Source organism: Mumia sp. zg.B21 (assembly GCF_019550855.1).
Classification (GTDB): Bacteria; Actinomycetota; Actinomycetes; order Propionibacteriales; family Nocardioidaceae; genus Mumia.
On the sequence record NZ_JAHWCJ010000002.1, the window covers coordinates 216,314 to 230,966 of the forward strand.

13 protein-coding genes are annotated in these 14,653 nt (G+C 69.4%); 6 read left to right on the forward strand and 7 right to left on the reverse strand.

Annotated features, from left to right (window positions below; all coding sequences use genetic code 11):
- Positions 1-44: 44 nt before the first annotated feature.
- From KV100_RS09765 to KV100_RS09775, 3 genes are all read right to left on the reverse strand, one after another.
- Complete coding sequence (locus tag KV100_RS09765; protein WP_255566108.1) at positions 45-2,705, reverse strand: dipeptide ABC transporter ATP-binding protein; 2,661 nt, start codon at positions 2,703-2,705, stop codon at positions 45-47.
- Between the two features lie 10 nt (positions 2,706-2,715).
- Positions 2,716-3,801 carry an ABC transporter permease gene (locus KV100_RS09770; RefSeq protein WP_220342770.1) on the reverse strand — a complete coding sequence of 362 codons (1,086 nt, stop codon included), beginning with the start codon at positions 3,799-3,801 and terminating at the stop codon, positions 2,716-2,718.
- Positions 3,802-3,898: 97 nt separating this feature from the next.
- A complete protein-coding gene (locus KV100_RS09775; RefSeq protein ID WP_301021625.1) occupies positions 3,899-5,491 on the reverse strand; it encodes an ABC transporter substrate-binding protein in 1,593 nt (530 codons plus the stop codon).
- Positions 5,492-5,768: 277 nt separating this feature from the next.
- Here KV100_RS09775 and glyA point away from each other — a divergent pair, with 277 nt between their 5' ends.
- Genes glyA through KV100_RS09790 form a run of 3 tightly spaced genes read left to right on the forward strand, consistent with a single transcriptional unit; the run spans position 5,769 to position 8,307 of the window.
- Positions 5,769-7,061, forward strand: coding sequence for a serine hydroxymethyltransferase (glyA, locus tag KV100_RS09780; protein ID WP_220342772.1), 1,293 nt, complete (start codon positions 5,769-5,771; stop codon positions 7,059-7,061).
- The gene (locus tag KV100_RS09785) at positions 7,058-7,927 is read left to right on the forward strand and encodes an SURF1 family protein (protein WP_220342774.1); all 870 of its coding nucleotides are present in this window, start codon (positions 7,058-7,060) and stop codon (positions 7,925-7,927) included. The genes glyA and KV100_RS09785 overlap by 4 nt, the downstream gene beginning before the upstream one ends.
- A 23-nt stretch (positions 7,928-7,950) precedes the next feature.
- A complete protein-coding gene (locus KV100_RS09790) occupies positions 7,951-8,307 on the forward strand; it encodes a DUF3817 domain-containing protein (protein ID WP_220342775.1) in 357 nt (118 codons plus the stop codon).
- Between the two features lie 21 nt (positions 8,308-8,328).
- On the opposite strand, the gene KV100_RS09795 is transcribed toward KV100_RS09790, so the two are convergent.
- Both KV100_RS09795 and KV100_RS09800 read right to left on the reverse strand, forming a co-directional pair.
- On the reverse strand, positions 8,329-9,105 hold the full coding sequence (locus KV100_RS09795) for an enoyl-CoA hydratase/isomerase family protein (protein ID WP_308291404.1): 777 nt from the start codon (positions 9,103-9,105) through the stop codon (positions 8,329-8,331).
- Positions 9,106-9,107: 2 nt separating this feature from the next.
- Entirely contained in the window at positions 9,108-9,722 is a 615-nt protein-coding gene (locus KV100_RS09800; RefSeq protein WP_220342777.1) for a hypothetical protein, read from the reverse strand.
- Positions 9,723-9,853: 131 nt separating this feature from the next.
- Between KV100_RS09800 and KV100_RS09805 the strand changes: the two genes are divergently transcribed.
- Both KV100_RS09805 and KV100_RS09810 read left to right on the forward strand, forming a co-directional pair.
- Positions 9,854-10,378 carry a peptidylprolyl isomerase gene (locus tag KV100_RS09805; protein WP_220342779.1) on the forward strand — a complete coding sequence of 175 codons (525 nt, stop codon included), beginning with the start codon at positions 9,854-9,856 and terminating at the stop codon, positions 10,376-10,378.
- A 25-nt stretch (positions 10,379-10,403) separates the two neighbouring features.
- Positions 10,404-11,309 carry a rhomboid family intramembrane serine protease gene (locus tag KV100_RS09810; RefSeq protein WP_220342780.1) on the forward strand — a complete coding sequence of 302 codons (906 nt, stop codon included), beginning with the start codon at positions 10,404-10,406 and terminating at the stop codon, positions 11,307-11,309.
- Here KV100_RS09810 and KV100_RS20160 read toward each other — a convergent pair.
- Positions 11,306-12,052, reverse strand: coding sequence for a DUF881 domain-containing protein (locus KV100_RS20160; protein ID WP_308291405.1), 747 nt, complete (start codon positions 12,050-12,052; stop codon positions 11,306-11,308). The two genes, KV100_RS09810 and KV100_RS20160, sit on opposite strands and share 4 nt — an antisense overlap.
- A 109-nt stretch (positions 12,053-12,161) precedes the next feature.
- On the opposite strand from KV100_RS20160, the gene KV100_RS09820 reads away from it, so the two are divergent.
- Positions 12,162-12,455 (forward strand): cell division protein CrgA, encoded by a 294-nt coding sequence (locus tag KV100_RS09820; protein ID WP_220342783.1) that lies wholly within the window; start codon positions 12,162-12,164, stop codon positions 12,453-12,455.
- Positions 12,456-12,778: 323 nt separating this feature from the next.
- On the opposite strand, the gene pknB is transcribed toward KV100_RS09820, so the two are convergent.
- Positions 12,779-14,596 (reverse strand): Stk1 family PASTA domain-containing Ser/Thr kinase, encoded by a 1,818-nt coding sequence (gene pknB, locus KV100_RS09825; protein WP_220342785.1) that lies wholly within the window; start codon positions 14,594-14,596, stop codon positions 12,779-12,781.
- Positions 14,597-14,653: the final 57 nt, after the last annotated feature.

The window sequence follows — 14,653 nt, forward strand, 5'->3', positions numbered from 1 at the left end:
ATCGCAGCGTCCCTCCCTCTCAGCAACCACGCCGACCCCCGGCGTCACTCCACGTCGCTGAGCAGACTTCCCCGCGCCTCACGACGACGACGCTGCTCGGCCGGGTCCGGCACCGGCACGGCGGCGATGAGCTTTCTCGTGTAGTCCTCCTTCGGCGACTGGAGGACGTCCTGCCGCAGCCCTTCCTCGACGATGCGTCCCTGCCGCATCACCGCGACCCGGTTCGACAGTGCGTCGACGACCGCCAGGTCGTGGCTGATGAAGAGGCAGGCGAACTGCAGCTCGCGCTGGAGCTCGGAGAACAGGTCGAGCACCTTGGCCTGCACCGACACGTCGAGCGCCGACGTCGGCTCGTCGGCGATCAGCAGGTCCGGGTCGAGGGCCAGGGCGCGCGCGAGGCTGACGCGCTGACGCTGCCCGCCCGAGAGCTCGTGCGGGTAGCGACCGGCGTACGACGCCGAGAGCTGGACCCGGTCGAGGAGCGCCGCGACCTTGGCCCGCTGATCGGCGGCGGAGAGGTCGCTCTGCACCTTGAGAGGCTCGGCGACGCACTCGCTGATCGTCATCTGAGGGTTGAGCGAGGCGGCAGGGTCTTGGAAGACGAACCCGAAGCGCGCTCGGTGCGGGCGCAGCCGACGGTCGGACAGCGTGGTGATGTCCTCCTCGCCGATGAGCACGGCACCCTCGGTCACCTTCTGGAGTCCCACGGCCACCCGGCCGAGGGTGGACTTGCCGCTGCCCGACTCGCCGACCAGGCCGAGCACCTCCCCACGACGCACCACGAGATCGACGCCGTCGACCGCACGGAACGCCGGCTGGCCCAGACGCCCCGCGAACTCGACGGTCACGCCCTGCAGCGACAGCACCGGCGGCGCTGTGTCGGGCACCACGGGGGCACCCGCGCCCTGCCCGAGGTGAGGGACGGCGTCCAGCAACCGACGGGTGTACGGGTGACGGGGTGCGGTGAACAGCCGGTCCACCGGGGCCTGCTCGACGATCTCGCCGCGATACATCACCACGGCACGGTCGGCCACGTCCGCGACGACGCCCATGTTGTGCGTGATGAGGACGATCGCCGTGCCGAGCCGGTCACGGAGGTCCAGCAGCAGCTGGATGATCGCGGCCTGGACCGTCACGTCGAGGGCCGTCGTGGGCTCGTCGGCGATGATGACGTCCGGCTCGAGCGCGATCGCCATCGCGATCATGACGCGCTGCTTCTGCCCGCCGGACAGCTGGTGGGGGTAGTAGTCGACGCGGTGCTCGGGGTCGGGGAGCCCGACCATCTCCAGCAGCTCGACGGCGCGCGCCCGCGCCGCCTTCTTGGAGATGTCGCGGTGGGCGCGGATCATCTCGACGATCTGCCAGCCCACCGTGTAGACGGGGTCCAGGGCCGTACCCGGCTCCTGGAAGATCATCGACACCTGGTTGCCCCGGACGGCCCGGAGCCGACGCTCCGACATCCCGTTGAGCTCGCGCGAGTCGCTGTCACCGGTCCGCAGGAGCGCCGAGCCGGACACCTCCGCGGTGGCTGGCAGCAGGCCCAGGACGGCGCGGGACGTGACGGACTTGCCGGAGCCGGACTCGCCGACGACCGCGACGACCTCCCCCGGTGCGACATCGAAGCTGACGCCCTTGACCGCTTTCACCGGAGCGGCGCCGGTGTGGAAGGTGACGGCCAGGTCGGTCAGGCTCAGCGTCGAGACCCGGCGCACGTCGGCGTCGACCGCAGCGGCTTCCTGGGCGACCTCCTCGTCGAGGCCGGACTCCGCGACCGCCTCCTCGTACTCGGCGCTGATCTCCTCCTCGTCGGAGGTGGTGGTGTCACCACCGCGGGCCTTGAGGAGCGGGTTGAGGACGTCGTTGAGGCTCTCCCCCACGAGAGTCACGCCGAGCACCATCAAGACGATCGCCATGCCCGGGAAGATGCCGGTCCACCAGATGCCGTTCGTCGCGTCCGACATCGCCTTGTTGAGGTCGTAGCCCCACTCGGCGGCCGACGACGGCTCGATGCCGAAGCCGAGGAATCCGAGGGCGGCGAGCGTGAGGATGGCCTCCGACGCGTTGAGGGTCGCGATCACCGGCACCGACTGGCGGACGTTGGCCAGGATGTGGCGGAACAGGATGCGGGGGGTGCTGGTGCCGACGACGCGGGCGGCGTCGACGTACGGCTCGACCTTGACCGCGAGCGTCGCGTTGCGCACCACCCGGAAGTACTGCGGGATGAACACGACGGTGAGTGCGATCGCCGCGGCGAGCACGCCGCCGACGACCCCGGAGGAGCCACCGCCGACCACGATCGCGACGACGATGGCCAGCAGCAGCGACGGGAACGCGTAGAGCGCGTCCATCACGAGCACCAGCACTCGGTCGACCGGCCCGGAGAGGAAGCCCGACAGGAGGCCCAGCGGGACACCGATGACGAGCGAGAACACGACCGCGAGGACGATCACGACGACCGCGGTGCGGGCCCCGTAGATCACCCGCGAGAGGACGTCCTGGCCGCCGACGTTGGTGCCCCACCAGTGCTCGGCCGAGGGCGGCTGCTGCGTGCCGAACGGCACGCCGTCGACGCGGGTCTCGTTGAAGCCGTAAGGCGCCAGCCAGGGCGCGAAGACGGCGAGAAGGAGGAAGACCGTCACGAGGGCGAGGCCGGCGACGAGCATGCCGCGCTGGAGGCCGTGGGTGGACTTGAGCAGAGAGATCATCGGTGTCTCCTCAGAACCGCACGCGGGGGTCGACGAACGCGACGATGACGTCGATCAGCAGGCTCGAGACCGCGACGACGAGGGCGATCACGGTCACGATGCCCTGGACGGCGACGAAGTCGCGCTTCACGAGGTAGTCGGCCAGCGTGTAGCCGATCCCCTGCCACTCGAAGGTGGTCTCGGTGAGGACCGCGCCGGCGAGCAGCAGCGCCACCTGGAGTCCCATCACGGTGACGACCGGGACGAGCGCGTTGCGGTAGGCGTGCTTGCGCACGACGCGGCGCTCGGGGATGCCACGTGCCCGGGTCGCGGTGACGTAGTCGGTCCGCAGTGTCTGGATCAGGTTGACCCGGACCAGCCGCAGGAAGACGCCTCCGGTCAGCAGGCCGAGGGCGATCGCCGGAAGGATCGCGTGCTTGAGGACGTCCCACACGTAGGCGGGGTCACCCCAGAGGATCGCGTCGATGATCATCACGTGCGTCTGCGGCTCGACCCCCTGCAGCGTCAGCTCCACCTCGGTGCTCGCACGGCCGGCGACCGGGAGTCCGAGCGGCACGAACGCGAGCTTGAGGAGCAGGCCGACGAAGAACACCGGCGCCGCGTACACGAGGATCGAGAAGACCCGGAGGACCGCGTCGGGCCAGGTGTCGCGGTGGCGGGCCGCCAGGCGCCCGAGCGGGACGCCGAGGCCGAAGGCCACCAGCAGCGCCCAGAAGGCCAGCTCGAGGGTCGCGGCGCCGTTCACGACCAGCACGTCGGAGATGGCGCGGCCGTCGGTGAGTGCCGTGCCGAAGTCACCGCGGAGAATGCCCGTCATGTAGTCCCAGTACTGCTGGAGGATCGGGGCGTCGAGCCCGGCCGCGGCCTTGCGCTCGGCGATCTGCTCCGGGGTGAGGCGGCCCCCCTGAGCGGCGCTGATCGGGTCGCCGATCACCCGCATCAAGAAGAACACGAACGTGACCAGGACCCACATCATCGGGATCACCAGCGCCACGCGGACGAGAAGGTAGCGGGTCAACGGGCTCAGGCCACCGGAGCGCCGAGGGCCGCTGGGAACCTCGGGCTCGGGCCCGGTCAGGAGCTCTGTCGTCGCCATGGGACAACCTGCTTTCAGGGGGCGGACGAAGCAGGGGCGAGCCCCGGCCGGAGCCGGGGCCCGCCCCTCTCAGGTGGTGCTCAAACCTCGGTTGCCGTCACTTGGACAGCGAGGTCAGGCGGAACTTGAACGCCGCGTCGAGCGTGTTCTCCACACCCTTCACGTCGTCGGTCGCCACGGCGACCTGGGCGCCGGTCAGCAGCGGCAGCGTGGAGATGTCCTCCGCCGCGAGCTGCTGGACCTGGCCGAGGAGGTCTTCGCGCTTCGCCTTGTCGGGCTCGGTGCGCTCCGCGGCGAGCAGGGCAGTCATCTTCGGGTTCTCGTAGTGGTTCCCGATGAAGTTGTCCTTGTCGAAGAACGGCGTCACGTAGTTGTCGGCGTCCGGGAAGTCCGGGAACCAGCCGAGCTGGTAGACGGGGTAGGTGTCCTTGACGCGCTCCTCGTTGTACGTGGTCCACTCGGCCGACTGCAGGTCGACCCTGAAGAGACCGGTGTCCTCGAGCTGACGCTTGACCTCGTTGTACTCCTGGTCGGAGCTGCCGCCGTAGTGGTCGGGGTTGTACTGGAGGTTGATCGTCACCGGCGTCTTGACCCCGGCGTCGTCGAGGAACTTCTTGGCCGCGGCGGCGTCCGGCTTCTCGCCGTACGCCTCCTTGAACGCCTCGGTCGCACCCGGCAGACCCTCGGGGATCGGCGAGTACGCCGGGGTGTACGTGCCCTTGTAGACCTGCTCGGAGATCGCGTCACGGTCGACCGAGGAGGCGACGGCCTTGCGGATCGCGAGCTTCTGGGCGTCGTCGGCACCGGGCATCGTCTTCAGGTTGAAGACGATGTAGCGGAGCTCGCCGCCCGCACCCTTGTGGACGGTGACACCGTCGGTGCCCTCGAGGCTCTCGATGTCGGTCGGCGTCAGCGACCGCCAGGCGACGTCGATGTTCTTCTTCTCGATGTCGAGCTTGAGGTTGTTGCTGTCGGTGTAGGTCTTCAGCGTGATCGTGTCGGTCTTGGCGTCGTTGTACGCGCCGTCGTAGTCGGCGTTCTTCTTGAACTGCGCCAGCTGGCCCTTCTGGTACTGGCCGATCGTGAACGGACCGGAGAAGCCCTCCACCTTGACGGCTTCCTCGTCGCTCAGCGCCTTGTCGGCCGGGTAGGTCTGCTCGTCGACGATCGGGCCGGCCGAGGTCACGAGGACCTGCGGGAAGGTCTGGTCGTTGGGCGACTTGAGCGTGAAGACGACAGTCTTGTCGTCCTTGGCCTCCACCTTGGCCATGTTGACCAGGAGCGACGCAGGGCCGTTCGGGTCGTTGATGGTGACGATGCGCTGGAAGGAGTGGGCCACCGACTTCGCCGTCAACGGGTTGCCGTTGGCGAACTTCAAGCCGTCCTTGATCGTGCAGGTGTACGTCGTCGGCGTGTCGAAGTCGCACTTCTCGGCGGCGTCGGGCTGAGGCTCGGTCTCACCCTCGGGGAAGTTCAGCAGGTACTGGTAGACCTGCGTCTGGACCATGAGCGAGCCGTTGTCGTACGCGGCGGCGGGGTCGATCGAGACAACCTTGTCGGTGGTGCCGACGACCATGCTGTCGCCACCGGAGCCCGACTCGTCCTCGTTGTTGCCGGCGCCGCACGCCGAAGCGCCCAGGGCCAAGGCGGTCGCGCCGGCGACGGCGACTGCTGCTCTCAGCTTTTTCACGTAGTTCTCCTCGTGTCGGAGGCGCACGGCCGAAGAATCTTGCGGTCGGCCGCACCTCGTCGGGTAAGGCTGTCCGCATGGCGGACAGCCGGTCGGCACGCTACTCCTGCCCGAGGCCTCGACCTAGGAGGCGGCCGCAACCTTCACGCGACTGTTATACGGCGTGGGCCCGCGAAGGCGTCTCGACGCGGAGGGCCAGGGTGGCGTGGGTCCGGCTACGCTGGGAGGGGCGATTCGTCCGCCCGCCGCCCGCCGCCGCGCTCCAGGAGTCTGCTCGATGACCATCAACCAGCCGTCCGCGCTGAACCAGACCCTCGCCGAGTTCGATCCTGAGGTCGCCGCCGCGATCGACGCGGAGCTCGGGCGCCAGCAGGGAACCCTCGAGATGATCGCCTCCGAGAACTTCGCCCCGCTCGGCGTGCTGCAGGCGCAGGGCAGCGTGATGACCAACAAGTACGCCGAGGGATATCCCGGCAAGCGCTACTACGGCGGCTGCGAGTTCGTCGACATCACCGAGAACCTCGCGATCGACCGGCTCAAGGCGCTGTTCGACGCCTCGTACGCCAACGTTCAGCCGCACTCGGGCGCGCAGGCCAACGCTGCAGCGATGCACGCGCTCATCAAGCCTGGCGACACGATCCTCGGACTCGACCTCGCGCACGGCGGCCACCTGACGCACGGCATGAAGATCAACTTCTCCGGCCGGCTCTACGACGTCGTCGCCTACCACGTCCGCGACGAGGACCACCGTGTCGACATGGAGGAGGTCCGCCGGCTGGCCCACGAGCACCGCCCGCGGCTCATCATCGCCGGCTGGTCGGCCTACCCGCGGCAGCTCGACTTCGCCGAGTTCCGTGCGATCGCCGACGAGGTCGACGCGATGCTCATGGTCGACATGGCGCACTTCGCCGGTCTCGTCGCCGCCGGTCTCCACCCCAGCCCTCTGCCGCACGCTCACGTCGTCACGTCCACGACGCACAAGACCCTGGGCGGACCTCGCGGTGGCGTGATCCTCAGCAACGATCCCGAGATCGGCAAAAAGATCCGGTCGGCCGTCTTCCCCGGTCAGCAGGGCGGCCCTCTCGAGCACGTGATCGCCGCGAAGGCGGTCGCGTTCAAGATGGCCGCGCAGCCGGAGTTCAAGGAGCGCCAGGAGCGCACCATCGAGGGTGCTCGCATCCTGGCCGCGCGGCTCACCGCCGACGACATGAAGAGCGCCGGGGTCAGTGTCCTCACCGGCGGCACCGACGTCCACCTGGTCCTCGTCGATCTGCGCGACTCGACCCTCGACGGCCAGCAGGCCGAAGACCGGCTCCACGAGGCGGGCATCACCGTCAACCGCAACGCCGTCCCCAACGACCCGCGTCCGCCGATGGTGACCTCGGGGCTGCGGATCGGCACGCCGGCGCTGGCCACCCGCGGCTTCGGGGCCGAGGAGTTCCGCGAGGTGGCCGACATCATCGCCGACGCGCTGCAGCCCCAGCTGACCGATGCCGAGGCGCTGCGCAAGCGGGTCGCCGTGCTGACCGACCGCTTCCCGCTCTACCCGTCGCTGTCACGACTGTCGTGAGCACCCCGTCTGCCCCGACCACCCGCGCCCGCGTGGGCTGGCTGTCGCCGCGGCTGTGGGGGCTTCACGCCCTCGTCGTGGTGGCCGTCACCTTCACGGTCTTCATGGGGTTGTGGCAGATGGGCGTGTACGACGACCGGCGCGCGGAGGCCGAGGCGGACCAGACGACCGCGTCCGTGGTGCCGCTCCAGGACGTGCTCGGCCCGGACGAGCCGTTCACGACCACGGCGGCTTCCCGCACGGTCGCGCTGACCGGCACGTTCGCCCCGGCCGAGCGGCAGGTGTGGGTGTCGGGTCGGGAGCAGAGCGGTCGAGACGGCTACTGGCTGCTGGCGCCCATCCTGGTCGACGAGGTCGCTGGGGCGTCGGACCGTCCGGCGGCGCTGCTCGTGGTCCGTGGATGGTCGCCCGATGCCGGTGCTCTGCCGCCCGTGCCGGAGGGTGACGTCGCGCTCGAGGTGGTGCTCCAGCCGGGTGACGCGCGTGGCACCGGCTTCGACGAGGAGACCCGCGTCATCGACGGCGTCCGCATCCCCCGGCTGGTCAACGTCGTGCCGTACGACCTCTACGGCGGCTACGGCATCGTCACGGCGCAGACGCCGGCCGACGGCGCAGGGCTCGCACCCGCGGAGGTCCCCGAGCAGACCCAGGACGGAACGGCCGGTCTGCGCAACCTGCTGTACGCGATCGAGTGGTGGATCTTCGGCGCCTTCGCCCTCTTCATGTGGTGGCGGATGTGTCTGGACCTGCGGCGCGAGGGCGGTGTGGTCCAGGCCCGGGTCCCGGCGGCGAAGCGGGCCGCGCAGGAGGCCGCACGGGCGCGGGCCCGCGCCCGCGACGACGAGAGGTCGTCGGCGCTGCGTTGAGCGCCGCAGGTAGGCTCGAGAGCGTGCCCAAGACACTCGCCGCCTACCGCGTCCTCGCGCTCGTCGTCAGCTTCTTCGTGATCGCCGTCGTCGGCGGCTGGATCATCAAGATGGTCTCCGCGGAGGGCAGCACGTGGCACGACATCGGTGAGTTCACCGCGTCGATCTCGCCGATCCACGGCGTCTTCTACATGGTGCTGCTCGTGATCACGGCCGTGCTCTCCCGGCAGGCGGGATGGAGCGTCGGGTTCACCGTGACGACGATGGTGCTGGCCACGATCCCGTTCGTGTCCTTCTGGGCCGAGCACCGGGCGACGCGGCACACCAAGGAGCTGTGGGCGTCGTACGAGGCCGAGGCCGAGGCGGCCGCCGCGCAGTAGCGAGGCCTCGTCCGCGCAGGATCAGCGCCCGACGTACGTCGCCTTACCCGGCCCGTCCTCCAGGAACGACCGGATCGCCGCACGCATGTCCTCGGTGTCGTAGAGCGCTGCGGCGATCGCCGTGATCTCGTCGTCCGCAGCGGCGACACCACCGCGCTCGACGGCGCGGAGCACGGCCTTCGTGGCCGCGTGGGCGCGGGTCGGCCCCGCAGCGAGCGTCGTGACGAGTTCCGTCACCGCATCGTCGAGCTCGTCGGCGGGGTGGACACGGTTCACCACACCCCAGCGTTCCAGGGTCGCTGCGTCGTACAGGTCACCGGTCATCACCAGCTCCTTGGCGCGGCCGATGCCGGCACGCGCCGCAAGGCGCTGTGTCCCACCCATCGTCGGGGTGAGGCCGACGACCTTCTCGACGAGACCGAACCTCGCGCGTTCGGAGGCGACGATGAGGTCGCACGCGAGGGCGAGCTCGAAGGCCCAGGTCAGGCACAGCGCGTGCGCGGCGAAGACGACCGGGTAGTCGAGCGCGGCGACACGCAGCGGCAGCTCGAGCATCCGGTCGAAGAGGATCTTGCCGTCGGCGGCGGAGGTCTGCGCGTCGAAGAGCGAGACGTCGACACCGCCCGAGACGACCGTGCCCTCGGCACGGATCAGGAGGGCACGGGGAGGACGGACCGCCAGGTCGTCGAGGGCTTCCTCAAACTCCCGGTGGAGGTCGAGCGAGTACAGATTGAGCGGCGGCGCCGCGATCGTGAGGATCGCGGCGCCGCTCGGTTCACGCGTGAGAGTGAGAGGCACTCTCAGATCTTGTCGGACGTCGGTCCCTGACCGGCACCCGGACCGGCGCCCGGGTAGCCGAGGGCGTCGTCGTCCAGTCCCTCGGGCGGCTGGGCCGCCGACGGGCTGGGCGGAGTCGCCGTCTGGTGGTTCGGACGGATCGGCTCCGGGGGCGGGGGCGGCGGCGTGTAGCTGCCACCCGACGGCGCCGAGGTCAGCTTCTTGACCGCGAACGCGATCGCCCCGCCGACGGCGGCGACGAAGACGAACCTGCGGATGCGGTGCTTCTTCTTGGGCTTCGCCGCCTCGGCCTCGGCGTCGGCATCAGCGTCGGCCTGAGACTTGGCCTTGGCCGCAGCGGCCGCCGCCCCGAGCGCAGCGAGCTCCGCAGCGCGCTTCCTCGCCCTCCTGGCCTGGCGCTTGGACAGCTCCGCGGCATCCCGAGCACGATCCTGCGTGTCGGCGACCTTCTTCGCGACCACGGGCGCCGCCGCCTGGCGAGCGTCGTCGAACTTCGGCCCGACGGTGCTGGCGAGGGAGTCCGCCTTGCCGGAGACCGTCTGGGAGGCACTCTCCCAGAGGTCGCCGACCTTCTCGGTGAGCACCTCGCCCTTGGACTTCTTCTTGCGCAGCAACATTGTCTGCCTTCCATGGAAAGCGGTCTGTTTGCGCACCACGGTACCGAGGTCGCGGTGACCTCGCTGATGGCTGAGCGTTGGGAGGCGCATGGGAGGATGGGCAGTGCACGAACACCGAACGAGAGGCAATCGTGGCTGACCAGTCGACCGTGACGCTGAAGACCAACCGTGGTGACATCACCATCCGGCTCTTCCCCCACCACGCTCCCAAGACCGTGGACAACTTCGTCGGTCTCGCGACCGGCACGAAGACGTGGCGGGACCCCGAGACGGGCGCTGAGCGCAACGACCCGTTCTACGACGGGACGATCTTCCACCGTGTGATCGACGGCTTCATGATCCAGGGCGGTGACCCCCTCGGCACCGGCACGGGCGGACCGGGCTACCAGTTCGAGGACGAGTTCCACCCCGAGCTCCAGTTCGACCGTCCCTATCTGTTGGCGATGGCCAACGCCGGGCCGGGCACCAACGGCTCGCAGTTCTTCATCACCACGGGGCCGACCCCGCACCTCAACCGTCGCCACACCATCTTCGGCGAGGTCGCCGACGAGGAGAGCAAGGCGGTCGTCGACGCCATCGGCACGACGAAGACCGGTCGCATGGACCGTCCCGTCGAGCCGGTCGTGATCGAGTCGGTCGTCGTCAGCGAGGGCTGAGCGCCTCCACCGGGGCGAGACCGCGATGTCTGAATCCCCGTACGACGCGGGGGCGGCACCTCACGAGGTGCCGCCCCGGTGCTACCTGCACCCCGACCGCGAGACCTACATCTCCTGCCAGCGCTGCGGGCGGCCGATCTGTCCGGACTGCATGCGCCCCGCCTCGGTCGGCTACCAGTGCCCCAGCTGCGTGCGGGAGGGGCAGGCACAGGTGCGTCAGGCGCGCACGGCCGGCGGTGGCCTGGTCCCCGGCAAGCCGGGCACGGTCTCTCTGACCCTGATCGGGATCAACGTCCTCGCCTACGTCGCGATGGTGGCGACCGGTGGCCTGGGTGACAGCCCGTTGTGGTCCTGGGGCGTCATGCTCGGCGACTCGGCCGTCTACCAGCTCTCCGACGGCTCGATCGAGACGTTGCGCGGAGTCGACGACGGTGCCTACTGGCGGCTCCTGACCTCGGCGTTCCTGCACGCAGGAATCCTGCACATCGCGTTCAACATGTACGCGTTGTATCTGTTCGGACCCGTCCTGGAGCGCTATCTCGGCACGGTGCGCTATCTCATCGCGTACCTCACGTCAGCCGTGGCAGCCTCGGTGTTCGTCTACGTGCTGAGCCCGCCCAACCAGCCGACACTGGGCGCGTCCGGAGCGATCTTCGCGCTGTTCGGGATGGCGCTGGTGATCATGTACAAGCAGGGCCAGGACGTCCGTGGACTGCTCGTGCTCGTCGGGATCAACGTGGTGATCACGTTCGCGGTGCCCAACATCAGCTGGCAGGGTCACCTCGGCGGTTTCGTGACCGGTCTGCTCCTCGGTGCGGCGTTCGCATACGCCCCCCGCGCTCGACGGACGCTCGTCCAGTACGCCGCCTTCGGCGCGGTCTGGGCGGCGATCGTCGTCGTCACGGCGTGGCGCACCCTGCAGCTGGGCTAACCGACGGGCGTGGCGTGCTGGAGGTCGACGGTGCCGGCGTAGGCGGGCGCGACGATCTCGGCCTTGGTGGTGATCGACAGACCGAGCTGGTAGCGGTCGGCGTAGTCGCGGTAGACCTCCACCGCGCCCGAGAGGTCGAGCCCTGCGTACAGGTCGCCGACGTCGCCGACGGCCTCGATGACGTATGGCGGTGAGTAGGGGACGCCGTTGAGGATGACGGTGTTGCCGACGCACTTGATGCCCGTGGTGGAGATGAGGCGCTGGCCCTGCAGCGTGACGGCGCTCGCCCCGCCCTCCCACAAGGCGTTGACGAACGCCTGGATGTCCTGCTGGTGCACGACGAGGAGGTTCGGGTCGAGCCCTGGCTCGTCGACCTCACGCGGCGCGTCCTCCAACGAGACCCGGAGGCCGGGGCCGCTCACCTCCGTGAAGCCGGCAGGGCCACGCAGGGCCTTCACCTCCTGCCGAGCGGTCGTCACCTCGCGGTTCTCGACGTCCTCGGCGAGGGTCTCGATCTGCGTGCTCAGGTCGTCGACGACCTGCTGCTGCGCGGCGACGCTCTCGCGGCGCTGCTCGACGAGGGCCGGGAGATCCGTGCCCTCCTTGCGGAGGTCACCACCCTCGGAGCTGATGGCGCTGGTCACGAAGAGCGCCCCGGCGAGCGCGGTCGTCACAGGGACCGCGATCCGCCATGGATCACGCCGTCGTCGCGGCGTCTGCGCGTCGTCGTCCTGGACCGTCACGGGTGCTCTCCTTCTCGACCCCGAGGTGCGCCGACTACGCTAGCCGACACAACCAATTGCCGATGCCGTCCCCTGCCGGGGCCGTGCCCGTCCTGTCGAGGTGTGCTGAGTGTCTGAAGCCGAGTCCAACAAGTCCCCAGCACGTTCGGGCAACCCCGCGAAGCGTGAGGCTGCGGCGGAGGCCTCGGAGGTGCGCCGCAAGCCCGTGAAGCCGGTCAAGCTGGGCAACCGCTGGGCCGCTCCCTTGATGATCGCGTGCGCCGTGATCGGGCTGGTGTGGATCGTCGCGTTCTACACCGCCGGCAACGACATCCCCGTCATGAAGGATCTGGAGAGCTGGAACCTCGTGATCGGGATGGGCTTCATCGTCGCGGCCTTCGGGTTCGCGATGAAGTGGGAATGACAAACGCGGGAATGACGCGGTGGGAATGACGACCACCCCGTACTTACAACGGTGTAGTTCTCCACACTGGGGATAACCCTGTGGATGGCCGAGGGCTCCGAACTCCTCAGAGTTCGGGGCCCTTGCCGCGTTCGGGAGGGGGAAAAGCGGGTCGAAACTATCTGGAAAGGGACGGGCTGCCCGGGCGCTGGATGGTCATCGCGCGTACGGCGGACAGCAGGATGAGACGTTGTCCACAGTTTTTGGACAGCACAGAGCCCCGGCATCACGAGGGTGCCGGGGCTCTGCTCAGACTGCTTCCCACGCCAGTTGGCGCTGGTCGGTCAGCCCTCTCCGTCAGGGAAGGTCGGCTCCTCGGGACCGGGTGGCTGACCCGGGTCGGTCGGGTCGGTCGGGTCGGTCGTCTCAGAACCGCTCGAGACCGTCAGGATGATCTGTGCGTCGGGATCGGCCTCGGCACCGGCGTTGGGGATCTGCTCGGTGACGGTGCCTGCCGGCTGGTCCGACGGCTGCTCGAAGACCCGGACCTTGAAGCCGGCGTCCTCGAGGATCGCCTCGGCCTCGTCACGCATCTTGCCGACCACGTTCGGGACCTTCGACTTGCCGGCGGAGACGGTCAACGTGACCGACGTGCCGGGATCGACCGGTTCCCCGGGGACCGGGTCGGTCTTGAGAACCTCGTTCTTGGGCGCGTCACTCTCCTGGACCACCACCTCGTACGTCAGACCCGCCGCCTTCAGCTGCTCTCTGGCGGCCTTGAGCTTGAGGCCGACGAGGTAGGGGACCTCCACCCGCTCCGGCCCGGTCGAGACGACCATGGTGACGGTCGTCTTGTCGCCCTTCGGCGTGTCGATTCCCGGGGCGGGGTCGGTCGAGATGACCTTGCCGGCGTCGACGTCGGCGCTCGCAGTCTTTTTGATCTCGCCCATCGTGAAGCCGAACTCGGGTCCGGTCAGCTTGCGCTCGGCGGCGGCCTGGCCCATGCCGACGACGTCAGGCATCGCGACCTTGGGGGTCTCTGTGGTGTCGTCCTTGCCCATGAGCTCGGGAATGCCCCATGCTGCCAGTCCGACGACCAGCAGCGCCGCGATCGCGGAGAGGACCCAGACCCATCGCCTGCTCTTGCCGTCCTCCTCGTCACCTGCGGCCGGGGGCAGGTTGGCCGGCGGCAGCGCCTCGGTCGCGGGGGCGGCCGGGACAGCTGCGTACTGGGCCGTCGGGGCCGCAGAGGCAGCGGTGGGCTGACCCGCGAGGACACGCTCGATGTCGGCGCGCATCTCGGCGGCACTCTGGTAGCGCTCGTCGGTGCGCTTGGCCAGGGCCTTCGCGACGACGCGGTCGACCACCGGCGTGACCTCGGGGTTGAACGTCGACGGCGGCGGAGCCTCCTCGCGCACGTGCTGGAGCGCGACCGAGAGCGGGCTGTCGCCCTGGAACGGGGGCCGCCCGGTGAGCAGCTCGTAGAGGAGGCAGCCGGTCGAGTAGATGTCGCTGCGGGCGTCGACGGTCTCGCCGCGCGCCTGCTCCGGCGAGAGGTACTGGGCGGTGCCCACCACGGCGGCCGTCTGCGTCATCGCCGAGGAGGTGTCGGCGATCGCGCGGGCGATGCCGAAGTCCATGACCTTGACCTGGCCGGACGGCGTGAGCATCACGTTGGCCGGCTTGATGTCACGGTGGATGATGCCCGCACGGTGGCTGTAGTCGAGCGCGGCGAGGATGTCGGCGGTGATCTCGAGCGTGCGCTCGGGGAGGATCTTGCGACCCTCGCGCTCCATCTCGCGCAGGAGGTCGCGCAGCGTCTTGCCCTCGACGTACTCCATGACGATGAACGGCACCGTGTGCCCGTCAGGCCCGGTCGCCTCGCCGGTGTCGTAGACCGCGACGATCGAGGGGTGGTTGAGAGCGGCCGCGGACTGCGCCTCGCGCCGGAAGCGCGCGAGGAACGTGGGGTCGCTGGCCAGGTCGATGCGGAGGCGCTTAATCGCCACGGTGCGGCCGAGCCGCAGGTCGCGTCCGATGCGGACCTCGGCCATGCCGCCACTGCCCAGCACGCCGCCGATCTCGTAGCGGTCGCCGAGGCGGCCGTACGCACCCGGGGGCCCTGCGTAGCCCCGACCCGGGCCGGTGGGCGTTTCGGTCATCGTTTCCTGCTTCCTTCAAGGCAACTGCTCAAAAATACCGGTCGGGCGGTGAGAATC